Annotated in this window: 23 protein-coding genes; 14 read left to right on the forward strand and 9 right to left on the reverse strand. The window is 72.6% G+C overall.

The window, feature by feature from the left end:
• Positions 1-15: 15 nt before the first annotated feature.
• Positions 16-1,251, forward strand: a complete 1,236-nt coding sequence (locus M3677_RS05650) for a multidrug effflux MFS transporter (protein WP_066651569.1) — start codon at positions 16-18, stop codon at positions 1,249-1,251.
• 90 nt (positions 1,252-1,341) lie between these two features.
• On the opposite strand, the gene M3677_RS05655 is transcribed toward M3677_RS05650, so the two are convergent.
• On the reverse strand, positions 1,342-2,067 hold the full coding sequence (locus tag M3677_RS05655; RefSeq protein ID WP_251159999.1) for a phosphatase PAP2 family protein: 726 nt from the start codon (positions 2,065-2,067) through the stop codon (positions 1,342-1,344).
• A 144-nt stretch (positions 2,068-2,211) separates the two neighbouring features.
• On the opposite strand from M3677_RS05655, the gene M3677_RS05660 reads away from it, so the two are divergent.
• A complete protein-coding gene (locus tag M3677_RS05660; protein ID WP_251160000.1) occupies positions 2,212-2,964 on the forward strand; it encodes a DUF3800 domain-containing protein in 753 nt (250 codons plus the stop codon).
• A 115-nt stretch (positions 2,965-3,079) separates the two neighbouring features.
• Here the strand turns inward: M3677_RS05660 and M3677_RS05665 are convergent, their stop codons facing one another.
• Positions 3,080-3,388, reverse strand: a complete 309-nt coding sequence (locus M3677_RS05665; protein WP_081984546.1) for a Dabb family protein — start codon at positions 3,386-3,388, stop codon at positions 3,080-3,082.
• 126 nt (positions 3,389-3,514) lie between these two features.
• Here M3677_RS05665 and M3677_RS05670 point away from each other — a divergent pair, with 126 nt between their 5' ends.
• Positions 3,515-3,871 (forward strand): VOC family protein, encoded by a 357-nt coding sequence (locus M3677_RS05670; RefSeq protein WP_251160001.1) that lies wholly within the window; start codon positions 3,515-3,517, stop codon positions 3,869-3,871.
• Between the two features lie 69 nt (positions 3,872-3,940).
• On the opposite strand, the gene M3677_RS05675 is transcribed toward M3677_RS05670, so the two are convergent.
• Both M3677_RS05675 and M3677_RS05680 read right to left on the reverse strand, forming a co-directional pair.
• Positions 3,941-4,828: an SDR family oxidoreductase gene (locus M3677_RS05675; protein ID WP_066651561.1), complete on the reverse strand. Its 888-nt coding sequence runs from the start codon at positions 4,826-4,828 to the stop codon at positions 3,941-3,943.
• Positions 4,829-4,988: 160 nt separating this feature from the next.
• Entirely contained in the window at positions 4,989-5,717 is a 729-nt protein-coding gene (locus M3677_RS05680; protein WP_251160002.1) for an NYN domain-containing protein, read from the reverse strand.
• 182 nt (positions 5,718-5,899) lie between these two features.
• Between M3677_RS05680 and M3677_RS05685 the strand changes: the two genes are divergently transcribed.
• The gene (locus M3677_RS05685; protein WP_251160003.1) at positions 5,900-6,718 is read left to right on the forward strand and encodes an SDR family oxidoreductase; all 819 of its coding nucleotides are present in this window, start codon (positions 5,900-5,902) and stop codon (positions 6,716-6,718) included.
• A gap of 90 nt (positions 6,719-6,808) precedes the next feature.
• Here M3677_RS05685 and M3677_RS05690 read toward each other — a convergent pair whose 3' ends face one another.
• Positions 6,809-7,540, reverse strand: coding sequence for a trypsin-like serine protease (locus M3677_RS05690; protein ID WP_251154252.1), 732 nt, complete (start codon positions 7,538-7,540; stop codon positions 6,809-6,811).
• Positions 7,541-7,674: 134 nt separating this feature from the next.
• Between M3677_RS05690 and M3677_RS05695 the strand changes: the two genes are divergently transcribed.
• Together M3677_RS05695 and M3677_RS05700 are read left to right on the forward strand one after the other, a co-directional pair.
• Complete coding sequence (locus M3677_RS05695; RefSeq protein WP_066651555.1) at positions 7,675-9,213, forward strand: M81 family metallopeptidase; 1,539 nt, start codon at positions 7,675-7,677, stop codon at positions 9,211-9,213.
• Entirely contained in the window at positions 9,213-9,947 is a 735-nt protein-coding gene (locus M3677_RS05700) for a copper homeostasis protein CutC (protein ID WP_066651553.1), read from the forward strand. The genes M3677_RS05695 and M3677_RS05700 overlap by 1 nt, the downstream gene beginning before the upstream one ends.
• Before the next feature lie 20 nt (positions 9,948-9,967).
• Here M3677_RS05700 and M3677_RS05705 read toward each other — a convergent pair whose 3' ends face one another.
• Positions 9,968-10,594, reverse strand: coding sequence for a metal ABC transporter ATP-binding protein (locus tag M3677_RS05705; RefSeq protein ID WP_209684508.1), 627 nt, complete (start codon positions 10,592-10,594; stop codon positions 9,968-9,970).
• A 50-nt stretch (positions 10,595-10,644) separates the two neighbouring features.
• Here M3677_RS05705 and aztB point away from each other — a divergent pair, with 50 nt between their 5' ends.
• From aztB to M3677_RS05725, 4 genes are read left to right on the forward strand one after another with little or no spacing between them, the layout of a single operon-like run.
• Entirely contained in the window at positions 10,645-11,526 is an 882-nt protein-coding gene (aztB, locus tag M3677_RS05710) for a zinc ABC transporter permease AztB (protein ID WP_251160004.1), read from the forward strand.
• A complete protein-coding gene (locus tag M3677_RS05715) occupies positions 11,523-12,722 on the forward strand; it encodes an ABC transporter (protein ID WP_251160005.1) in 1,200 nt (399 codons plus the stop codon). Before aztB ends, M3677_RS05715 begins: the two co-directional genes overlap by 4 nt.
• A gap of 26 nt (positions 12,723-12,748) precedes the next feature.
• A complete protein-coding gene (locus M3677_RS05720) occupies positions 12,749-13,624 on the forward strand; it encodes a metal ABC transporter substrate-binding protein (RefSeq protein ID WP_251160077.1) in 876 nt (291 codons plus the stop codon).
• Between the two features lie 26 nt (positions 13,625-13,650).
• Positions 13,651-14,835: a hypothetical protein gene (locus tag M3677_RS05725; RefSeq protein ID WP_251160006.1), complete on the forward strand. Its 1,185-nt coding sequence runs from the start codon at positions 13,651-13,653 to the stop codon at positions 14,833-14,835.
• 79 nt (positions 14,836-14,914) lie between these two features.
• On the opposite strand, the gene M3677_RS05730 is transcribed toward M3677_RS05725, so the two are convergent.
• Positions 14,915-15,529 carry a GNAT family N-acetyltransferase gene (locus tag M3677_RS05730; RefSeq protein ID WP_251154260.1) on the reverse strand — a complete coding sequence of 205 codons (615 nt, stop codon included), beginning with the start codon at positions 15,527-15,529 and terminating at the stop codon, positions 14,915-14,917.
• A 78-nt stretch (positions 15,530-15,607) separates the two neighbouring features.
• Between M3677_RS05730 and M3677_RS05735 the strand changes: the two genes are divergently transcribed.
• Positions 15,608-16,216, forward strand: a complete 609-nt coding sequence (locus tag M3677_RS05735) for a TetR/AcrR family transcriptional regulator (RefSeq protein WP_251160007.1) — start codon at positions 15,608-15,610, stop codon at positions 16,214-16,216.
• Between the two features lie 35 nt (positions 16,217-16,251).
• Here the strand turns inward: M3677_RS05735 and M3677_RS05740 are convergent, their stop codons facing one another.
• Together M3677_RS05740 and M3677_RS05745 are read right to left on the reverse strand one after the other, a co-directional pair.
• Positions 16,252-16,512 carry a hypothetical protein gene (locus M3677_RS05740; protein ID WP_066651540.1) on the reverse strand — a complete coding sequence of 87 codons (261 nt, stop codon included), beginning with the start codon at positions 16,510-16,512 and terminating at the stop codon, positions 16,252-16,254.
• A 120-nt stretch (positions 16,513-16,632) separates the two neighbouring features.
• Positions 16,633-17,487: a helix-turn-helix transcriptional regulator gene (locus tag M3677_RS05745; RefSeq protein WP_066651538.1), complete on the reverse strand. Its 855-nt coding sequence runs from the start codon at positions 17,485-17,487 to the stop codon at positions 16,633-16,635.
• 87 nt (positions 17,488-17,574) lie between these two features.
• Here M3677_RS05745 and M3677_RS05750 point away from each other — a divergent pair, with 87 nt between their 5' ends.
• The 3 genes from M3677_RS05750 (at position 17,575) to glgX (ending at position 21,196) form a co-directional block, all read left to right on the forward strand.
• On the forward strand, positions 17,575-18,357 hold the full coding sequence (locus M3677_RS05750) for an SDR family NAD(P)-dependent oxidoreductase (RefSeq protein WP_209684528.1): 783 nt from the start codon (positions 17,575-17,577) through the stop codon (positions 18,355-18,357).
• A 154-nt stretch (positions 18,358-18,511) separates the two neighbouring features.
• A complete protein-coding gene (msrA, locus tag M3677_RS05755; protein ID WP_251160008.1) occupies positions 18,512-19,033 on the forward strand; it encodes a peptide-methionine (S)-S-oxide reductase MsrA in 522 nt (173 codons plus the stop codon).
• A gap of 144 nt (positions 19,034-19,177) precedes the next feature.
• Positions 19,178-21,196, forward strand: coding sequence for a glycogen debranching protein GlgX (gene glgX / locus M3677_RS05760; protein WP_209684531.1), 2,019 nt, complete (start codon positions 19,178-19,180; stop codon positions 21,194-21,196).
• Positions 21,197-21,256 lie beyond the last annotated feature (60 nt).

A 21,256-nucleotide genomic window follows, 5' to 3' on the forward strand; every position in this document is an offset into this window, starting at 1 on the left:
TATGGTTTCATAACCATGACGACGGACACCGGGTCCATCCGCGCCACCACGGCGACGCCCTCCACCCGCCCCACGGGCATCACGACTCCCCTGCTGCTCGTGCTCGGCCTGCTCAGCGCGGTCGCCCCCTTCGCGACCGACCTCTACCTGCCGGCGTTCCCGCGGATGACCACGGAGCTGTCCGCCTCGGCGACGACCGTGCAGCTCACCCTGACGGCGTTCCTGGTCGGTGTGACCGCGGGGCAGCTCGTGTTCGGGCCGCTGTCGGACCGTTTCGGCCGCGTGCCCCCGCTCCTCGCCGGCGCCGCGCTCTGCGTCCTCGCGAGCGCCGCAGCGGTGCTCGCGCCGAACGTGGCGGTGCTCGTCGTCGCCCGGCTGCTGCAGGGACTCGGCGGGGCGGCCGGCATGGTGATCGGCCGCGCCGTGATCTCCGACCTGGCGACCGGCAAGCCCGCCGCCCGCGCCTTCTCGCTCATGATGATCGTCGGCGGGGTCGCGCCCGTGGTGGCACCGCTCCTCGGCGGTCTGCTCACCGGACCGATCGGGTGGCGCGGACTGCTGACGATCGTGCTCGGCCTGTCGGTGCTGATGCTCGTCGCCGTGCTCGCCGTCGTGCGGGAGACGCACCTGCGCTCGCGGCGTGACGCGCTCCGGGCCGAGCGCGTGGCATCCGGCTCCCCGCTGCGAGCGCTGCGATCGCGCACCTTCGTCGGGTACACGGCGGTCTTCGGCTTCGCGTTCGCGGTGATGATGGCGTACATCTCGGCGTCACCGTTCCTGTACCAGGGCATGCTCGGGCTCGACACGGTCGGCTACGGGCTCGCCTTCGGTCTGAACGCACTCGCGCTGATGGGCGTGAGCATCCTGTCGGCGAAGCTCACCGCGACCCGCTCGGTCGAGGGCGTCCTGACGCTCGGCATCGCCCTCGTGGTGGCGTCCACCGTGGCGTTCGCGCTGCTCGTCGTGACCGGGGCGCCCGTCCTCTGGCTCGCGGTGCCGCTCTTCACGGCGGTCGGGTCGCTCGGCCTCGTGCTCGGGAACGCGACGGCGCTGGCGCTCGGCGCGGTCCCCGGGGTCGCGGGCAGCGCCTCGGCCGTGCTCGGCGCCCTGCAGTTCGGGCTCGCGGCGCTCGTGTCGCCGCTCGTGAGCATCGGGGGCGAGGACACGGCGGCGCCGCTCGCGGTCGTCATGCTCGCGGCCGCCGTGGTCGCCGTCGTCGCGCTCGTGGCGGCGCGGCGCAGCCGGGCGTAGCAGCGCAGCGCAGCGCGGCGCGGCGCAGCCGGGCGTAGCAGCGCAGCGCAGCCGGGCGTAGCGGCGTGGGGTCGCGGGGCCGTGCGCCGCTCAGTGGCGGCGCCCGAGCGGTACCGCGGCACCCTCGCGCGGGCGGAGGAACGGGATGCGGGGCATCGCCCAGTCAACCCACACCACCCGGGCCGCCGGCGCGACCGCCAGCGCCCAGAGGATCGAGGCCGCCGCGTCCGTCGGGTAGTGCACGGCGTCGATCGAGACCGAGAGGAACACGACCACGATCGCCACGACACCGGCGACCCGGGCGACCTGGTGCCACCGCGTCTCGCGGACGACCCACACGAGCGCGATCACGAACGCCGTGATGTAGACCGTGTGCCCGCTCGGGTACCCGGGGTCGGGCTGGACGGGGAACGGGTGCGGCAGCAGCGCCACGTCGGGCCGGGCGCGGTGGACGATCTCCTTGACGACGGCGGACGGCAGCCACGTGATCGCGATCGTCATGCCGAATCCGAGGGCCGGTCGGAGGTCCCGTGCCCGCCACCAGATGACGCCAGCGACGACGAACGTGATCGCGATCGCCGGCACCGGGCTGATGACGTGGTAGACCGCCGTCGTGAACGCACCGAGCGCACCGGTGTGCAGCGTGTTGAACGCCTTCGCGAGCCCCGCGTCCACCGAACCGAGGAAGAACCCGATCACCGTCAGCACGACCACGGCCCCGATGCCGATCGTGACGGTCGCCAGCGGGTGGGGGTTCGGCTCGAGGATGCCGACGACGTCGGCCCTCCTGCGGCGGCGCTCGGGCTCGGTGCTCATCCACCCATCGTCCCAGGGAGAGCCGCCCGTGCCCGGCACACGCGGCCCGCGCAGATCAGAGACCGCTCAGCCTGCGTGATCCCGCTCCGCATGCCGCATCCACAGGGCTGAACGCGGACGCGTGCCACGTGTCAGGCTCGTCCGATGCTGGTGGCCTACGTGGACGAGTCGTACGACCGAGATCGGTACTACGTCGCTGCGGCGATCGCCACGCTCGACCAGTGGGACCTCGTCGCGGAGCGGCTGTCGGAAGTCCGCAGGCGAACCGCTCTCGAACACGGGACCGATCCGGCGATCGAGTTCCACGGCCACGAACTCATGGGCGGCGCCGGCTCGTGGCGATCGTTGCGAGGCAGGCATCGCGAGGCTGCGGGCATCTCCCTGGCGGTCCTCCGAGCTGCACTCGACTGCGGAGTCCGGTACGTCCTGTGCGGAGTGGACACTGCACAGCTCGGCGCCCGGTCCCACGATGCCCGTACTCCGCACTCAGTCGCCTTCGGGCACGTCCTCGAGGAGGTCGATCGCTACACGGGTGCGAGCGGCGACGGGGAGCAGGCGATCGTCGTCGCCGACGAGATCGCGACGCAGGCAGAACACCAGCGCGCGTTCGCCGGTTACCAGGAGTTCGGCACGCCGGGTTCGCAGTCGTCCAGGCTCCGGAACATCTCGTCCCCGATCAACTTCGCGTGCTCCCGGTTCGCCGACGGGTTGCAGGTCGTGGACCTCGCCGTCTACGTGCACTACCGCCGAGAGCGCGTCCACAATCCGCACCCGGCAGCTCGCAGGACGCTTGCACAGCAGTGGGCCGCGATCGCACCGGCAGTCATCCACCGGGAGACGTGGACGCCCGACGGAGATGCCGACGACTCCGTCGAGGAAGAACGAAGGCCCCGGTGACGGGGCCTTCGGCTGGCGACGTCCCGAGAACCGGCCCGTCGTGCTTCCACGGTAGCTCAGGACAACCTTCGTCGCGACCCTCACCCTGCAGCTCGACGCTCACGAGCAGCCCGGCTCAGTCCTCGACGTCGAACACGACGACGCGGCTGCTGCCGGCGCCGATGTGGTCGGCGACCGGACGGTGCTCCGGGTGCGGCAGGTACCCGGCGAGCGCCTCGCGGTCACGGAAGCGCACCGTGAGCATCCAGTCGAACCCGCCCTCGAGGCCCTCGGTGCTGATGCTCGGTCCGGAGTGCACCGACTCCACCCCGTCGATGCGGGGCAGGTGGTCACGGCAGAGCGCATCCGCCTGCACGGCGTGCTCGCCGACCCCGTCCCGCGCTGCGTCCCACTGCACCAGCACCACGTGCGTCACACCAGCCATGTCCTGCTCCCGTCGTCCCGGCCCACATTGCCACCCGAGCACTGGGACACCACCCCGCCTGTGCCCGCACGCAACCAAGGGACCTACCGTCGGCCGGGTACGAGACGGCACGACGAGAGGAACACCATGGCAAGCGGAGTAGCAGCGGTCTGGGTACCGGTCAGTGACATGCAGCGCGCGGTCGCGTTCTACCGCGACGCGCTCGGCCTGACGGTCGCGAGCGAGGACGACGACTGGAGCGAGATCGACGCGAACGGCCTGCGCATCGGCCTGAACGGTCGGGAGTCGGCGAGCCCGTCGAGCGGCGGCGGTGCGGTCGTCTCGTTCCAGCCGGACGGCAGCATCGAGGACGAGGTCGCCGACCTGCGGTCGAAGGGCGTCGAGTTCGCGGGTGACGTCAGCGAGCACCCGTGGGGCAAGATCATCCCGTTCAAGGACAGTGAGGGCAACGACCTGCAGCTGTACTCGCCGCCGCAGGGCTGACGCGACGACCCGCAGACGGGAGGCGCGGTGCCAGCTGGCACCGCGCCTCCCGTCCTCCTGCAGCGCCGTCTAGAACGCGGGCGTCCCGCCGGCGATCGTGATGGTCGAGCCGGACTGGTAGCTCGACTCCGGGCTGACGAGGTGCACGTACGCGGCTCCGAGCTCGGCCGGCTGGCCGGGGCGGCCGAACGGCGACTGCTCGCCGAAGTGCGACACCGTCTCGGCGTCGTCGGACCCGGGCTGCAGCGGCGTCCACACCGGACCCGGCGCGACCGAGTTGACACGGATGCCCTTCGGGGCGAGCTGCTGCGCGACGGCCTCGGTGAAGGTCTTCACGGCGCTCTTCGAGATCGCGTAGTCGATCTTGTCCGGTGACGGCGTCGCGGCCTGGATCGAGCCGGTGGTGACGATCGTCGAGCCGGGCTCGAGGTGCGGGACCGCGGCCTGGGTCAGCCAGAACAGCGAGTAGATGTTCGTCTTGAACGTCGAGTCGAAGTGCTCGGTGGTCAGCGACAGGATGTCGTCGTTGCTGTCCATGCGACCGGCGACCATGACGAGGGTGTCGAGCCCGCCGAGTTCGTCGACCGCCTTCTGGACGAGGTCCTTGCAGTACTGCTCGTCGGAGATGTCCCCGGGGACGAGGACGGCCTTGCGCCCCTCGGACTCGAGGAGGTCGCGGACCTGCTCGGCGTCCTCCTGCTCGTCGGGCAGGTAGGAGAGGACGAGGTCGGCACCCTCACGGGACATCGCGATGGCGGCGGCGCGGCCGATGCCGGAGTCGGCACCGGTCACGATGCCGCGGAAGCCGGTCAGCCGTTCCTTGCCGACGTAGCTCTGCTCGCCGTGGTCGGGCTCCGGGTCCATCTTCCACGCGGCACCCGGCAGCGACTGCTCCTGCTTCGGGAACGGCGGCTTCGGGTAGAGGGAGTTCGGGTCGCGCTTCTCGTACTGGCTCATGGGGCCATGGTGCTCGCGAGCTGCTCCGTGCCGGTCCAGCAGCACCGGGTGGGTTCGGTGGGCTCGAGACCCTCGAGGAAGGAACCTGGACGAGGAAGAGAAGACCCGGCCCCTGAGGAGCCGGGTGGTGTCCTGCTAATGTACCAGATACACAGTCCCGTCACCATCCATCAGGGCGTCGGAGGTGAGCGATCCGTTCCGGCAGGACCACCGCTGCGACGTCCGTCGCTGTCAAGCGACACCACCAGTGGCCCCCCGCACCTTCGGCCGGTTCGCCCCGGAGCTTGCCCGCCGTGAAGCCCGGCGTCGGGTTGACGGTGCCCACCGGCACCAGCGTCCGCGCGTGCGCGAGCGGGAAGGCGAGGTCGCTGTCGTTGGTGACGACGACCACGGCATCGACCCGATCGGTGAGGACGTCGATCAGCAAATGTGACGCCACGTTGACGTCGGAACCCTTCTCCTCGCGCCTCGCCACGGACACCATGAACGACGCGGACGGCACGTCCCGGTCCGACGTGTCCCGCACCTGCAGCGGCCAGTCTGCGCGGACCAGCCGAGGTCGCCCGCGGCGGTCCGCCACGGCGAGCGGCGCCGTTGCCACGCGGGTGACGTACTGTCCGAGGGTGAGCTCGTCCAAGGCCCCGGCCAGGCGGAGCGCGCGCAGGTACGTGTCCTGGTCCCGCTGGTCGTCCTCGTTCCCCGCTCCGCTGATGCGGGCGGTGCAGTAGACGACACGCTCGACCTCACCGGACCATGCCGCCCCGGGTCCGTCGACCAGACGCTGCGCCAGCGCTCGAGGGTCCAGCCACCGCCAACCCGGGGCAGCACCGCTCAGCGCCCGAGCTCCGTAGTAGAGGTTGAAGCCGTCGACGTACACACCCACGCGCATGTCGGGTGACGGTAGTGCGAAGGCGGACGTGCCCGATGGTCATCCCCAGCTGCACGGTCGAGGGCGGTCGTCCACACCGCTGCGCCCCTCCTGTGCCCCGCTGTCACCCGGGCACCCAGGTCGCACCCGGGCGACGGGCGTTGCCTGCTCGCGGTCACCCGATCAGCAACTGGAGGCAGCGAATGGCCAAGACCTGGTTCATCACCGGAGCATCGAAGGGCTTCGGCCGCGAGTGGGCGGAGGCCGCCTTGGAGCGCGGGGACTCCGTCGCGGGCACTGCCCGGGACACCGACGACGTGCAGGCACTCGTCGAGCAGTACCCGGACACCTTCCTGGCGATCCGGCTCGACGTCACCGACAAGGCCGCCGACACCGCTGCGGTGCAGCAGGCCGCGGAGCACTTCGGACGGCTCGACGTCGTCGTGAACAACGCGGGTTTCGGCCACTTCGGCATGGTCGAGGAGCTCACCGAGGACGAGGTCCGCGCGCAGCTCGAGACGAACTTCTTCGGTGCGCTCTGGGTCACGCAGGCGGCACTGCCGATCATGCGCGAGCAGGGCTCGGGCCACATCGTGCAGGTCTCGAGCATCGGCGGCATCAGCGCGTTCCCGACGGTCGGCGCGTACCACGCGTCGAAGTGGGCGCTCGAGGGCCTGTCCCAGTCCCTGTCGCAGGAGGTCTCGGGGTTCGGCGTCTCCGTCACCCTCGTCGAGCCGGGCGGCTTCTCGACCGACTGGTCCGGTCCGTCCTCGAAGCACAGCGAGGAGCTCGACGCCTACGCGGACGTCCGCGAGGCCGCCTCGAAGCGTCCGTCCGCATCGGACCCGGGCAAGCCCGAGGCGACCCGCTCGGCGATCCTCAAGGTCGTCGACGCCGAGCAGCCGCCGCTGCGCGTCTTCTTCGGCAAGGCGCCGCTCGGCATCGCCGAGCAGGACTACGAGTCGCGGCTCGCGACGTGGCGCGAGTGGCAGCCGGTCGCCGAGGAGGCACACGGCGCCTGAGCACCCACGCCGCCGACGTCACCACGTGTCGGACGGGAGGCTCCCCACCAGCTGGTGGGGAGCCTCCCGTCCGTCGGTGGGTCGGGTCGGTCAGACGCCCGCCGTCGACCGGATCCACGAGGACGACTGCGACAGCAGTGCGTAGTTCGACCCGGCCGTCGTGTCCGCACCGGGGTCGGCGCTGTCGCCGGTGGAGCACACCGCGACGACCTTGCCGTTGACCAGGAGCGGGCCGCCGGAGTCGCCGTGGTTCGACGCTCCGGTGACGCCGGTGACGTGCTGCGCCTTGCCGCTGTAGGCGTCGCGCGTCGCACCCGTGAGCGACACGGTCGCCTGGTACAGCGCGTCCGACTGCTGCGCGTTCGCGCGGAGGCCGTAACCCTGGATGACGCCGGTCCCGCTCGACTTCGCCGCGGCGGTCAGATCGAGGGGGGCGTAGGTCGACAGCGCGTAGGTGCTGCGCAGGTGCACGAGCGCGATGTCCCCGGCCGGCGCGGCGCTGACGCGGTCGATCGCGACGGCGGTGCCGCGGTTCGTGGTGGAGTTCGAGTGGTAGACGTTCATCGCGCCGATGCCGTCGATGCAGTGGCGGGCGGTGACGATCCACGAGGCGTTGATCTGCTCGCCGGTGCAGTTGCTGACGTACCCGGACGGGATGGTGCCGCCGGACGCCTCGAGCTGGACGGCCCAGGTGGTGGTGGGTGCCTTCTCACCGCCGACGACCTCGGTGCCCGCGGGCAGCGCGGAGGCGGGGGTGGCGGCGAACACGCCGCCGGCGACGACGGCCACGGCGGCGAACGCCGCTGCGAGGGTGTGCTTCACGGGGACTCCTCTGTTCCTGGCTCCTGCACCGTTGCAGGATGCAACTGCGGTCATCCTGACCCTCGTCCGGGGGCCGCGCCAGTCCGCACTTCCACCGACACCGGGGCTCCGTGACCGCTCCCTATGCTGATCCAGTGCCCGACCCCGCCGTCACCGCCGCCGCTCCGGACGCACGTCGCCCGGTGATCGCGATCGCCGGACTCGCGATCGAGACCTCGACCTTCACGCCCACCCGGACCCTCGCGCCCGCCTTCCACCCGGACCGCGGTGACGAGGTCGTGGCGCGGTACCCGTTCCTGGCGTCGTACGCGGACTCAGCCGACTTCCGCGGGGCGCTCATCGGCCACGCACTGCCCGGCGGGGTCGTCGCCCGGCAGGCCTACGAGGAACTCGCCGACGAGATCGTCGCGCGCCTGACGGCGATCGGGCCGGTCGACGGCCTCTGGTACGACATCCACGGCGCGATGGTGGTCGAGGGGCTCGACGACGCCGAGACCGACCTGCTCGGCCGCATCCGCGCGGTCGTCGGGCCGGACGTCATCGTGTCGGCATCGATGGACCTGCACGGCAACGTCACGCGGGAACTCGCGCACCAGGTGGACCTCGTCACCTGCTACCGCATGGCCCCGCACGAGGACGCCCTCGAGACGAAGGAGCGCGCGGTCCGGAACCTGGTCGACGTGCTCGCCACCAGGCCGGTCGGAGGACAGCGCCCGGTGAAGGCGTGGATCCCGATCCCGGTGCTGCTGCCCGGCGAGCAGACGTCGACCCGCATCGAGCCCGCGGCGTCGATCTACGGGCAGGTACCGGAGGTCGAGCAGGAGGACGGCGTCCTCGACGCCGCGATCTGGGTCGGGTACGCCTGGGCCGACCAGCCCCGCGACCGTGCCGTCACCGTCGTCACCGGGTGGGACCGCGACGTCGTGGCCGCGGGCGCCGAGCGCCTGGCCCGAGCGTTCTGGGACGCCCGCGAGGACTTCGTGTTCGTGGCACCGACGGGCTCCTTCGACGAGTGCCTCGCCGCCGCCCTCGCACCCGGGACCGCGCGTCCGTTCTTCGTGTCGGACTCCGGTGACAACCCGACCGCCGGCGGTTCCGGTGACATGACCTGGGGTCTCACGCAGGTGCTCGCACACCCGGCCTTCGCCACCCCTGACGGCCCCACCGTCATCTACGCGAGCGTCCCCGGCCCGGCCGCCGTCGCCGAGGCGGTCGCGGCCGGGGTCGGTGCGACCGTGACGGTGACGGCGGGCGCCGAGGTCGACGACGTGCACGCGGGGCCGATCACGATGACCGGCCGGGTGCACGCGGTCAAGCACGGCGACCGGGACGCCGAGACCGAGGTCGTGCTGCAGGTCGGCAGCGTCTTCGCGATCCTGACGACGCTCCGCAAGCCGTACCACCACGAGCACGACTTCACCGATCTCGACCTCGACCCGCGTCGGGCCGACGTCGTCGTCGTGAAGATCGGCTACCTCGAGCCGGAACTCTTCGACATGGCGGCCGACTGGATGCTGGCGCTCACTCCGGGAGGGGTCGACCAGGACCTGCTCCGCCTCGGGCACCACCGGATCGAGCGGCCGCTGTTCCCCTACGATCGGGAGTTCGCGACGCCGCCGGACCTGTCCGCGCGCATCGTGCCGCCGTCGAACGAACCCCTCGGAGCCGCCTGATGACCGTCGCCCTCGAGATCGCCGTGACGTCGCCCGCCGGGGCCCTGGTCGCCCGTGACGGGGGCGCCGACCGGGTCGAGCTCTGCATCGGCCTGGAGCTGGGCGGCCTGACGCCCTCGCAGGCCCTGGTCGAGGCCACGCACGAGACCGGGATCCCGGCGCACGCCCTGGTGCGCTGCCGCCCCGGGGGCTTCACGTACGACGACGACGAGCTCGCGCTCATGGAGCGGGAGGTCCGCACGGTCCTGCGCTCGGGAGCGGCCGGGGTGGTGGTCGGTGCCCTGCGCCCGGACCGGACCCTCGACGAGGACGCCCTCCGCCGCTTCGTGGCCGCCACCCGCTCGGTCTCCGCACACGCCGAGGTCACCCTGCACCGCGCGGTCGACCACGCCGCCGACCCGGTCGCGACGGTCGCGCGGCTCGCCGACCTCGGCGTCACGCGGGTGCTGACCTCCGGCGGCGCCGCGAGCGCTCCGGCGGGAGCGACGACGATCGCGCGCATGGTCGACGCCGCCGGGCCCGTGCAGGTGATGGCGGGGGCCGGGGTCCACGCGCGGGACATCGGAGCACTGGTCGCGACCGGGGTCGCCGCGGTGCACCTCTCCGCCAAGCGGTCGGTCGTGGGCGGTCACGACGGCGTCCCGATGGGCAGCGGCGACGACGGTTCCGGCCACACCGTCACGGACGCGGCGGTGGTGGCAGCAGCGCGGACTGCCCTCGATCAGTCGGCCTGACGGCGGTCCCGGCGGAGCCGTCAGCCCAGGGCCACGACCCGGTCCGCAGCGGCGATCGCGACCGGGTCGTGCGCCGCGTGGACGACGACGACACCCGCGGCGGCCTCCGCGGCGAGCGCCGCCGTCACGAGGGCCGCCGACCCGGCGTCGACGCCCGCCGTCGGCTCGTCGACGAGCAGGACCGGCGCGCGCTGCGCGAGACCGAGGGCGACGAGCGTGCGCTGCCGCTGCCCGCCGGACAGCTCGTCGAGCGGCCGGTCGGCGAGGTCGGTGATGCCCATCCGGTCCAGCTGCGCGTCGACGACCGCGTGGTCCGCCCGTCCGAGCGGTCGCCACCAGGGCCGTGCCCGCCAGCGCCCCATCGCGACGGTCGACCGCACGGTCAGCGGGAGCGCGGACGGCGGGACCGCCTGGGTCACGTACGCCACTCCGCCGGACGGGAGGCCCGACACGGCCCCGCCGACGGGCGTCACCACTCCGGCGAGCGCGTCGAGCAGCGTCGACTTGCCGGATCCGTTGGGTCCGGTGAGCGCCGTGACGACCCCGGCGGGGAACGTCGCGTCGAGACCGTCGAGCACCGTCCGGTCACCGCGTCGGACGACGAGGTGCGTGACCTCGAGGGCAGGGGGAACCGCGGTGGTGAGCACCTGAGCACGCTATCAGTATCGATAGTCGTTTTCATGTAGCGTCTCCCAGCATGACCTGGCTGACCGACCCGTTCTCCGTCGACTTCATGCTGCGCGCCCTCGTCGGCGGCACCCTGGCGGCGGTCCTCTGCGCGGTCGTCGGCACGTGGGTGCTCGTGCGGGGCATGGCGTTCCTCGGCGAGGCACTCGCACACGGCATGCTCCCGGGCGTCGCGGTCGCCACCCTCACCGGGATCCCCGCCGTGCTCGGAGCGGCCGTGAGCGCGGGCGTGATGGTGGTCGGCGTCGGCGCACTCCGTCGTCGCGCCCGGCTGTCGTACGACACCTCGATCGGGCTGCTGTTCGTCGGCATGCTCGCCCTCGGGGTCATCATCGTGTCCTCGTCCCGGTCCTTCGCCACCGACGTCACCGCGATCCTGTTCGGCGACGTCCTCGCCGTGACCCGGACCGACATCGGTGGGCTCGCCGTCGCGGTCGCCGTCGCACTCGTCCTCGCCGCGGCGTTCCACCGGCCCTTCACCGCGGCCGCCTTCGACGTCCGGAAGGCGGCGACGCTCGGCCTCCGTCCCCGACTGGCCGAGGTCGTGCTCGTCGGGCTCGTCACGCTCGCGGTCGTCGCGTCCTACCGCGCGGTCGGGACGCTCCTGGTCGTCGGGCTCCTGCTCGCGCCCGCCGCCGCGGCCCGGGCCTGGACCCGGCAGGTCGGGTCGACCATGCTCCTCGCCGCGGTGATCGGCAGCGCCGCCGTCACCACCGGCCTGCTCGTCTCCTGGCACGCGGGGACCGCCGCCGGCGCGAGCATCGCAGCGGTCGCCGTCGCGGGCGTCGCCGTCTCCCGCGGCCTCGCCGCCCTGCTGCCGCACCGGGGGCGGCGGACGACCACGACCACACCAGCACCAGCACCAGCACCAGCACCACGAGAGGGAGCATGACGAACCCCACCACCACCACGACCCGCCGCGTCGCGGCGCGACGCATGACCACCGCAGCGGTGGCCGCCGGACTCGCGCTCGGCCTGACCGCCTGCTCGACCGGAGGCACCGCCGGACCGGCCGCCGACGACGCGACCGGCACGGCGAAGCCCCACGGCTACGTCGAGGGCGCGAGCGAGGCGCAGGAGCCGCAGGTGCGCCTCCTGGCCGTGTCCGCCGCCGGCGAGACGGCGGTGCACGACCTGCTGAGCGGCGAGACCACGGCGCTCGACGACGTCGAGGCGCCTGAGCAATCCGCGACCGACGGACGGTTCCTCGTCAGCAGCACCGAGGACCGCACCACGATCGTCGACGGCGGTTCGTGGACCGTCGACCACGGCGACCACACGCACTACTACGCGGCCGAACCGCGCGTGGTGGGCTCGATCGACGGCGGCGGGCCCGTCGAGGTGCACTCGTCGGAGACGATGACGACCATCACCTGGCCGGAGCGCGGCGAGGGCGTCGTCCTCGACCGGGCCGCACTCGGACAGGGTGACGTCGAGGAGACGGTCCGGATCGACGCGACCGTCCTGCTGCCGTTCGGCGAGCAGCTGGTCGCGGGCACCGACGACGGCGTCCGGGTGCTCGACGCCGACGGCGAGCCGAGCGGCGCCGAGGCCGCGTGCACCGACCCCGCGGGCGGCATCGTCACCCGGGCCGGCGCCGTGGTCGGCTGCTCGGACGGGGCGGTCGTCCTCGGCGAGTACGGCGAGACCACCACCGTCGCGCTGCCCGACGGGGCCGCACGCCCGACGGAGTTCTCCGCCCGCGCGGGTCGACCGACGGTGGCCGGGCTCGCCGGCGACCGGGGCGCGTGGCTGCTCGACAGCCGCGAGGGCACCTGGCGACTCGTCGAGACCGAACGGCCCCTGCGCGCCGTGACGGCCGTCGACGACGAGGACGAGCACGTCGTCGGCGTGGACGACCAGGGTCGAGTCGTGGTGATCGCGGCGACGACGGGCACGGTCGCCACCACCGAACCGCTGCTCGACCCGGGCGAGCAGCCGCTCCTGCAGCTCGACGCCCAGCGCGCCTACGTCGCCGACGCCTCCGGGCAGCAGGTGCACGAGATCGACTTCGCGGACGGTGCACGCCTCGCGCGGTCGATCGACCTGGCCGCGGCGCCCGTCGCGTTCGCCGAGGTCGGACTGTGACCCGCCGGTTCCGCGCCAGCGCCGCGCTGGCCGTGGCCGCCGGACTGGTCGCGGTGACGGCGGGGTGCTCGTCCGCCGGGTCGGACCGCCCGGTCGTCGCGGTGACGACGAACATCCTCGGCGACGTCGTCACCGAGGTGGTCGGGGACGCGGCCGTCGTGATGGTCCTCATGCCGGCGGGTGCCGACCCGCACTCGTTCGAGGTCTCCGCGCAGGAGGCCGCCCGGCTCCGGAGCGCCGACCTCGTCGTCGAGAACGGGCTCGGGCTCGAGGAGGGCGTCGCCCGGCACGTGGAGGCCGCCGCCTCCGACGGTGTCCCGGTGTTCACGGCCGGCGAGCACGTCGACGCGCTCGAGTGGACGACGGAGGACGACAGCGGCCCCGATCCGCACCTCTGGACCGACCCCGCACGCATGGTCGACGTCGTCGAGGCCCTCGACGACGCCCTGCGGGACGCGGGCGTCGAGCCGAGCGGGACCGACGCGTACCTCGACGAGCTGGCCACGCTCGACACGGACATGTCCGACGCGTTCGCGGGCATCCCGGAGGACCGACGGGCACTCGTGACGAACCACCACGTGTTCGGGTACCTGGCGGACCGGTACGACTTCCGGGTCGTCGGCGCCGTCATCCCGAGCGGGACCACCCTGGCGTCGCCGAGCGCGGCGGACCTGCGCGACCTCGCGTCGGCGATCGACGAGGCGGGCGTCCCGACGATCTTCGCCGACCTCTCGCAGCCCGCACGGCTGGCCGAGGTGCTGGCGGACGAGGTGGACGTGCACGTGGAGATCCGCTCGCTCGCCACCGAGTCGCTGACCGAGGACGGCGTCGCCTCGACCTACCTCGGGATGATGCGGTCGAACACGGCGGCGATCGTCGACGGCCTGTCGATTTCTAATTGAGAATGAGAATCAGTACAGTGAACCGCATGACAACTCTGCGCACCACGCTCGCGCCCGCAGCCCTGCTCGGCGCCGCAGCCCTCGTCCTCACCGGCTGCTCGACGGGCCCCGCCGACGCGGAGGCCGAGGGCACCCGCACCACGGAGGCCGCATCCGCCGAGGGCGACCGCATCGTCCTCACGTACGACGGCGGCCTGCTCACCCTCGACCAGGACCTGCGGGTCGTCGCCGACGACAGCATCGACGGCTTCACCCGCGTGAACCCCGCCGGGGACGGCCGCCACGTGCTCGTCACCGTGCCCGAGGGCTTCCGGGTCCTCGACACCGCCGCAGACCCGGCCCTGACCGACGCCGTCTTCCCGGCCGACACCGGCGGCCACGCGGTCGTGCACGGCGAGAAGACCGCGCTCTTCGCGGACGGCAGCGGTGACGTCACGGTGTTCGACCACGACGACCTCGACGGCGCCACGCTGCCCGAAGTGGAGACCACGGAGTCCGAGGCGGCACACCACGGCGTCGCGATCGTGCTCGAGGACGGCACGCTCCTCAGCACGATCGGCACCGAGGAGGAGCGCACCGGCGTCCGCGCGCTCGACGAGGACGGCGAGGAGCTGGCCCGCTCCGAGGCGTGCCCGAACGTGCACGGCGAGGGAGCGGTGCAGGGCGAGGTCGCGGTCTTCGGCTGCACCGACGGCGCCCTCGTGTACCAGGACGGCGCCTTCACGAAGATCGACGCCCCGACCGAGTACGGCCGCACCGGCAACCTGTTCACCACCGAGGACTCGTCCGTGGCCGTCGGTGACTACAACGACGACCCGGACAGCGAGGGCTACCTGCTCGACCAGGTCGCACTCATCGACGCCGCGTCGGGCGAGTACCGCGTGGCCGACATGCCCGAGGGTGTGGGCTTCACCTTCCGCGACATCGCGCGTGGTCCCGGTGACGAAGCCGTGATCCTCGGCTCCGACGGCGCCCTGCACACCTTCGACGAGCAGACGGGCGAGCCGATCGACACGTTCGACGTCCTCGACGCCTGGGAGGGTCCGACCGAGTGGCAGGACGCCCACCCCGCACTGAAGGTCGCGGGTGACGTCGCGTACGTGACCGACCCGACCGAGCGGAAGATCCACGCGGTGGACCTCACCACCGGGGAGGTCGTCGCGTCGAGCGACGAGCTGCCGGGCGTCCCCAACGAGATCGCGGTCGCCTGACGGCCGACGTCACCACCCGACGGACGGGAGGCGCGGTACCGGCTGGCACCGCGCCTCCCGTCCGTCCGTCGGTCGCGGCTCAACCGACCGCGGGTCGCCACATCGAGACCGGAGCGGCCGCCCGGAAGCCGGTGATCGGCGCACCGTCCCCGAAGCCGTGGCGACGGTAGAGCCGGCGGTTCTGCGGCGTCGAGGACTCGAGGTACGCGTGCTGCGCGAGGGCGTCGACCCGGCGCAGCGCGTGGTCGAGCAGGAGCCCGCCGACCCCCTGACCTCGGGCCGCGGCAGCGACACCGATCTCGGCGAGGTACCAGTGCGGCGCATCGGGGCGGGCGCGGTCCATCCGTCGGAGGTGCCGCAGCGCGCGGAGGGCACCGCCGGTCCCGAGGACCCGGAGGAGTGCCGGGACCTGCCGGACGAACGCCAGCGTGCCGCCGACGTGCGGCCGAGGCGCCTGCCAGAACGCGGCGCCGAGCAGCCGGCCCTCGTCGACCGCGACGTCGAGCGCCCGGGCGCGTTCGGGGACGGCCCGGACGAGCGCGGCGAAGAGGGCGCCGAGCACGACGACCCGGTCCTCGCCCGGACGCGGCGGTCGGACCTCACCGAGGACGGGGTCGGCAGCGAAGGCCTCGGCGAGCACGGCCGCGGCGGCGGGCACCTCGGACGGGGATGCGGGACGGACGGTGATCGACACGGGGACTCCTCCACTTTCGGCCAGCTGGCCAGATCAGCTTGCCGACCACTCCTGCGGACGCCCCGTACGCTTCCTGTGATGACGCAGGACCAGCAGACGCGGTCGTACCGCCCCCGAGGGGAACGGCGTGACGAGCTCCTCGACGCGGCTGCCCTCGTCGTGCGCGACCACGGGGTGACCGGCCTCACCACGCGGGCGGTCGCCGAGCGTGCCGGCGTGGCGCACGGAGTGGTGCACTACGTCTTCGGCGCGCGGTGGAACCTGGTGGTCGCGCTCCTCGAACGCCAGGCACGGGACGTCCTCCCTCGCGTGCTCGCCGCTGCCGACGCGCGGCACGACCTCGCCGACGCGATCGATGCCGGAGTGGCCGCGTACCTGGACCTGGTGCGCCGGGAACCCGAACGCTTCCGCCTCCTCGAGGCCGTCAGCGGCACCGCCCTCGACGGTGACGACGCGCTCGTCGCCGCCGAGCGAGCCCTCTGGCGCGACGGGGTGGCGGCCGGCATCACCCGCTGGACCGCGCGGCACGGAGTCGAGCTCGCCGAGCCGACCGCGGTGGCGGCGGACGCGGTGCTCGCCCTGGTCGACGGCCTCGGGCGCGCGGCGTGGAGTGACCCGGACGGCACGTCGACCGATCGTGCACGCGCGGTGCTCGTCCGCGGCCTGGCGCACGCGCTCATCCGCTGAGCACCGGCGGGCCGGGTGGACGAACTCGCTCGTGATCAGCGCCAGGTCCGCGCGACCACCCAGCCGTCGCCCTCGGGGACGATGTCGACGACGACGGCGTCCCCCTCGGCGCTGACCTGGAAGCGCCACCCCACCGTGCGCTCCGGCGCGTGGGTCATCGCCGACGGCAGGAACTCCGCCGTCGCGGTCAGTCGCGTCGGACTGTCGCTCACCCGCCAGCGTCGGTCCCGCCACACCATCCGGTCCGGCACCCCGCGCTCCCACCACACCGTGGCGACCTCGTGCGTCAACATCATCCCGACCTCCCGATTCGAACGTGTGTTCGAATGGTAGGCGATCGCAGGACGACACGCACGTGCGGGGTCGACGGGTGCGCACCGCGTCCACCGACGCCGTCACCGCCGGCCCGTCGTGGCTCAGCCGCGCTCGGCAGTCTGCGTGGCGAGCATCCCGAGGAGCGCGAGGGCATCGGCGTCGGGGGATCCCGGCGCCGCGGTGTAGAGCACGAGGAACTGGTCGCCGTCGACGAGCGCGAGGCTGTCGCAGTCGACCGTGACCGGCCCGACCGACGGGTGGTGGAAGGTCTTCGTGAGCACCGGAGCCGGCTGCACGTCGTGTCGTGACCAGAGCCGCGCGAACTCCGCGTTCCCCGTCCGGAGCTCGTCGACGAGCGCGACCACCTCCACGTCCGTCGGATGCTGCGCGAGCGTCGTCCGCAGCTGCATCACCACCTGGTGCCGGAACTCGGCGCCGTCGGAGATGCCGTACGGCGGCTCGGACGCCCCGCCCGTCCCGCCGACGGGGAAGGCCTGCCGGGCGAGGTTGCGGCCCCGACGGTCCCGCAGGGCGAAGTCCTCCAGGAGCGCGGCGGCCAGGGGGTTCCACGCGAGGACCTCGAAGTCGGCGGCGAGCACGATCGCAGCGGTCAGCGGCAGACGGTCGACGACCGCCAGGATGCTCGGCCGCACCTGACGCCGGATGCTCGCGGTCCGTGTCCGGGCGGTCCCGGCGAGCAGGTGGAGGTGGTCGGACTCGGCGTCGGTGAGGCGCAGCGTCCCCGCGATGCCGGCCAGCACCTCGGCGGAGGGCCGAGGGGCTCGTGCCTGCTCGAGCCGGACGTAGTACTCGGTGGAGATGTGGGCGAGGACCGCGACCTCCTCGCGGCGCAGCCCGGGTGTGCGCCGGCGGGTCCCCGACGGGAGCCCGACGTCCTCCGGCCGCAACCGCTCGCGCCGTGCGCGGAGGAACGCGGCCAGCTCCTGCTTGTCCATGTCCCGATCCTCCCCCCGCGGGCACGTCGCCGTCCTGGTACCGGGTGTACCTGGCTACGCGGCCACCGCGGGACGGACGCTGACGGCATGAACGATCACACCACCACCCGTCCGAACGGCCTGCTCACCGGCAAGGTCGTGTTCGTCTCCGGCGCCAGCCGCGGCATCGGTGCCGCCGCCGCCCGGCTCTTCGCCGACGAGGGCGCCGCAGTCGTCCTCGCCGCGCGGAGCACCGGGTCCCTCGAGACCGTCGTCTCCGGGATCCGCGACGCCGGCGGCACCGCGGACGCCGTCGCGCTCGACCTCGCCGACCCGGCGAGCATCCGGGCCGCCGTCGACCGGGTCGACGAGCTGCACGGGCGACTCGATGGCGCCTTCAACAACGGAGCCGCGATCCAGCAGCCCGGCCCGCTGGACGCCACGAGCGACGAGGACATCGACACCCAGTTCGCGGTCAACTTCCGGGGCCACTGGGTCGCGATGACCGCCGAGGCCGCCCTGATGCGCCGCTCCGGCGGCGGGGCGATCGTGAACACGTCGAGCATCGGCAGCCGCCGGGCCAACCCCGCACTGCCGGCCTACGGGGCGATGAAGCGCGCCCTGAACAGCATCACCGAGACGGCAGCCGTGACGTGGGCGCCCGAGGGCATCCGGGTCAACGGCATCACCCCGGGTGGCACCGCGACGGACATGATCGCCGCGTGGGAGGCGGCGACCCCGGGGATCACGGAGCAGATCGACGCCTCGGTACCGCTCGGCAGGATGGCCCGCCCCGAGGAGGTCGCCGAGGTGGCGGCCTGGCTGCTCAGCGACCGGGCCTCGATGGTGACCGGAGCGAGCATCCCGGTGGACGGCGGCGCCGGGGCCTGACGCACCCGCGGTGGCGCCCGGCTGGACGTGGGCCGTCCGTGCACCGACGACCGGGGCGCACGATGGACCACGACCCGGGAACACGCGCCCGGGGTCGCCGGTTGCACCCGGTGATGCCGCAGCCAGCGGCAACGACGACGCCCAGGAGGCCAGCATGACCACGACCGAGACCGCCATCCTCGCCGGCGGGTGTTTCTGGGGAGCGCAGCAGCTCCTCCGCCGCCGACCCGGCGTCGTCAGCACGCGCGTCGGCTACTCCGGCGGCGACACCCCGAACGCCACGTACCGGAACCACGGCGACCACGCCGAGGCCGTCGAGATCGTCTTCGACCCGTCGCAGATCTCCTACCGCGACCTGCTCGAGTTCTTCTTCCAGATCCACGACCCGTCCACGAAGGACCGGCAGGGCAACGACGTGGGTCGCAGCTACCGTTCGGCGATCTACTTCACGAACGACGAGCAGCGCCAGGTCGCACTCGACACCATCGCGGACGTCGACGCCTCCGGCATCTGGCCGGGCAAGGTCGTCACCGAGGTCGAGCCCGCTGGCGACTTCTGGGAGGCCGAGGAGGAGCACCAGGACTACCTCGAGAAGTACCCGGCGGGGTACACCTGCCACTTCGTGCGCCCGGGCTGGAAGCTCCCGCACCGCGACGAGGCGACCGCCACGGTCTGACGTGGCGACGTGACGTCGTGACGACGTGACGGTCTGGAGGCGCGGTGCCAGCTGGCACCGCGCCTCCCGTCCGTCGTCGGTCCGGCATGCCCGGGGTACGTCACCGACCCGAGGACACAGTCGCCGACCACTACAAGTGGGAGCATGACCACTTCCTCCCGCACCCCGCTCGGCGTCACGCTCGTCGACGGGGGCGCCAACGTCGCGCTCTTCTCCAGCACCGCCGAGCGGGTCGAGTTCTGCCGCTTCGACGAGGACGGCACCGAGCACCGCACCGAGCTCCGCAACCGCACCGGCTACACGTTCCACGACGTCGTGCCGGACGTGACCGTCGGCACCCGCTACGGCTTCCGCGTGCACGGCGCCTGGGACCCGGCGAACGGCCTGCGCCACAACGCCGCGAAGCTCCTGCTCGACCCCTACGCGACCGCCGTCGACGGCTCGTACGAGTGGGGCCAGGCCCTCTTCGGCCACGACATGGAGGACCCCGAGCAGATCGACGAGACCGACTCGGCGAGCGCCATGCCGAAGTCCGTCGTCGCGGACCGCGAGTTCGACTGGGACGGCGACACGCTGCTCCACACCCCGTACCGCGACACCGTCGTCTACGAGGTGCACGTCAAGGGCTTCACGAAGCAGCACCCGGACGTGCCCGAGGAGATCCGCGGCACGTACGCGGGCCTGGCGCACCCGGCCGCGATCAAGCACCTGACCGACCTGGGCGTCACGGCCGTCGAACTGCTGCCGACGCACCAGTTCGTGCAGGACTCGACCCTGGCCGACAAGGGCCTCCGCAACTACTGGGGCTACAACAGCATCGGCTTCTTCGCCCCGCACGACGAGTACTCGTCCTCGGGCACGGCGGGCCAGCAGGTCACCGAGTTCAAGGAGATGGTCAAGGCCCTGCACGCCGCGGGGCTCGAGGTCATCATGGACGTCGTCTACAACCACACCGCCGAGGGCAACCACATGGGCCCGACGCTGTCCTTCAAGGGCATCGACAACCAGTCGTACTACCGCCTGGTCGAGGGTGACGAGGCGAACTACTTCGACACGACCGGCACGGGGAACTCGCTCAACGTGTCGCATCCGTCCGCACTCGGGCTCATCACGGACTCGCTCCGCTACTGGGTCGAGGAGATGCACGTCGACGGCTTCCGCTTCGACCTCGCGACGACGCTCACCCGCCAGGACGGCGAGGCCGAGAAGCACTCCGCGTTCCTCGACATCATCCACCAGGACCCGGTGCTCCGCGAGGTGAAGATGATCGCCGAGCCGTGGGACACCGCCGGCTACCAGGTGGGCGGGTTCCCGGCCGACTGGTCGGAGTGGAACGGCAAGTACCGCGACGACCTCCGCGCGTTCTGGCGCGGCGACGAGGGCACGCTCGGCGACGCCGTGCAGCGCACGCTCGGCTCCCCCGACGTGTACGAGGGCTCCCGTCGCTCCCCGCTCTGCTCGGTGAACTTCGTCACCGCGCACGACGGCTTCACGCTGGCCGACCTGACGATGTACGCCGAGAAGCACAACGAGGCCAACGGCGAGGACAACAACGACGGCGAGAGCAACAACACGTCCTTCAACGGCGGCATCGAGGGCCCGACCGACGACGGCGCGGTGAACGACTACCGCGACCGCCAGCGTCGGAACTTCCTCGGCACGCTCATGCTCTCCGCGGGCATCCCGATGATGCTCGGCGGCGACGAGATCGCCCGCTCGCAGGGCGGCAACAACAACGCGTACTGCCAGGACGACGAGATCTCGTGGTTCGACTGGGAGGCCGCCGACCAGGACCTGCTCGCCTTCACGACCGCGGCGATCGCGTTCCGCAAGCAGCACGAGGCGCTCCGCCCGCTCTGGTACCGCACGGCCCCCGGTGACTCGGAGTCGACGGTGCAGGTGCTCCGCGCGGACGCGCAGGGCTTCGAGGACGGCGACTGGGCCGACGCGGGCAACCGCGCGGTGATCCTGGTGCTGCAGCAGGGCGACGACACCGTCGCGGTGCTGCTGAACGCCTCGGGGACGACCGTCGAGTTCACGCTGCCCGAGAAGCCGGGCGGCGGCACGTGGTCGCTCGGCCTGTCGAGCGACCACGACCAGGCCGTCGAGGGCGACGCGACGACGCTGCTCGTGCGCGACGCGTCGTTCACCGCACTGGTCTAGTCCCCGGACGCACGGACACGAGGACGGGAGGCGCGGGGGCACCGGGGACCCCGCCACCCC

Source organism: Curtobacterium sp. P97 (assembly GCF_023712445.1).
Taxonomy (GTDB): Bacteria; Actinomycetota; Actinomycetes; order Actinomycetales; family Microbacteriaceae; genus Curtobacterium.

Coding starts and splice junctions, on each gene's coding strand:
- M3677_RS05655 (WP_251159999.1), bottom strand. CDS start 2,067: ATGAGCACCGAGCCCGAGCGCCGCCGCAGGAGGGCCGACGTCGTCGGC.
- M3677_RS05700 (WP_066651553.1), top strand. CDS start 9,213: ATGACCGTCGCCCTCGAGATCGCCGTGACGTCGCCCGCCGGGGCCCTG.
- glgX (WP_209684531.1), top strand. CDS start 19,178: ATGACCACTTCCTCCCGCACCCCGCTCGGCGTCACGCTCGTCGACGGG.
- M3677_RS05680 (WP_251160002.1), bottom strand. CDS start 5,717: ATGCGCGTGGGTGTGTACGTCGACGGCTTCAACCTCTACTACGGAGCT.
- aztB (WP_251160004.1), top strand. CDS start 10,645: ATGACCTGGCTGACCGACCCGTTCTCCGTCGACTTCATGCTGCGCGCC.
- M3677_RS05660 (WP_251160000.1), top strand. CDS start 2,212: ATGCTGGTGGCCTACGTGGACGAGTCGTACGACCGAGATCGGTACTAC.
- M3677_RS05715 (WP_251160005.1), top strand. CDS start 11,523: ATGACGAACCCCACCACCACCACGACCCGCCGCGTCGCGGCGCGACGC.
- M3677_RS05665 (WP_081984546.1), bottom strand. CDS start 3,388: ATGGCTGGTGTGACGCACGTGGTGCTGGTGCAGTGGGACGCAGCGCGG.
- msrA (WP_251160008.1), top strand. CDS start 18,512: ATGACCACGACCGAGACCGCCATCCTCGCCGGCGGGTGTTTCTGGGGA.
- M3677_RS05685 (WP_251160003.1), top strand. CDS start 5,900: ATGGCCAAGACCTGGTTCATCACCGGAGCATCGAAGGGCTTCGGCCGC.
- M3677_RS05745 (WP_066651538.1), bottom strand. CDS start 17,487: ATGGACAAGCAGGAGCTGGCCGCGTTCCTCCGCGCACGGCGCGAGCGG.
- M3677_RS05650 (WP_066651569.1), top strand. CDS start 16: ATGACGACGGACACCGGGTCCATCCGCGCCACCACGGCGACGCCCTCC.
- M3677_RS05750 (WP_209684528.1), top strand. CDS start 17,575: ATGAACGATCACACCACCACCCGTCCGAACGGCCTGCTCACCGGCAAG.
- M3677_RS05740 (WP_066651540.1), bottom strand. CDS start 16,512: ATGATGTTGACGCACGAGGTCGCCACGGTGTGGTGGGAGCGCGGGGTG.
- M3677_RS05735 (WP_251160007.1), top strand. CDS start 15,608: ATGACGCAGGACCAGCAGACGCGGTCGTACCGCCCCCGAGGGGAACGG.
- M3677_RS05675 (WP_066651561.1), bottom strand. CDS start 4,828: ATGAGCCAGTACGAGAAGCGCGACCCGAACTCCCTCTACCCGAAGCCG.
- M3677_RS05670 (WP_251160001.1), top strand. CDS start 3,515: ATGGCAAGCGGAGTAGCAGCGGTCTGGGTACCGGTCAGTGACATGCAG.
- M3677_RS05725 (WP_251160006.1), top strand. CDS start 13,651: ATGACAACTCTGCGCACCACGCTCGCGCCCGCAGCCCTGCTCGGCGCC.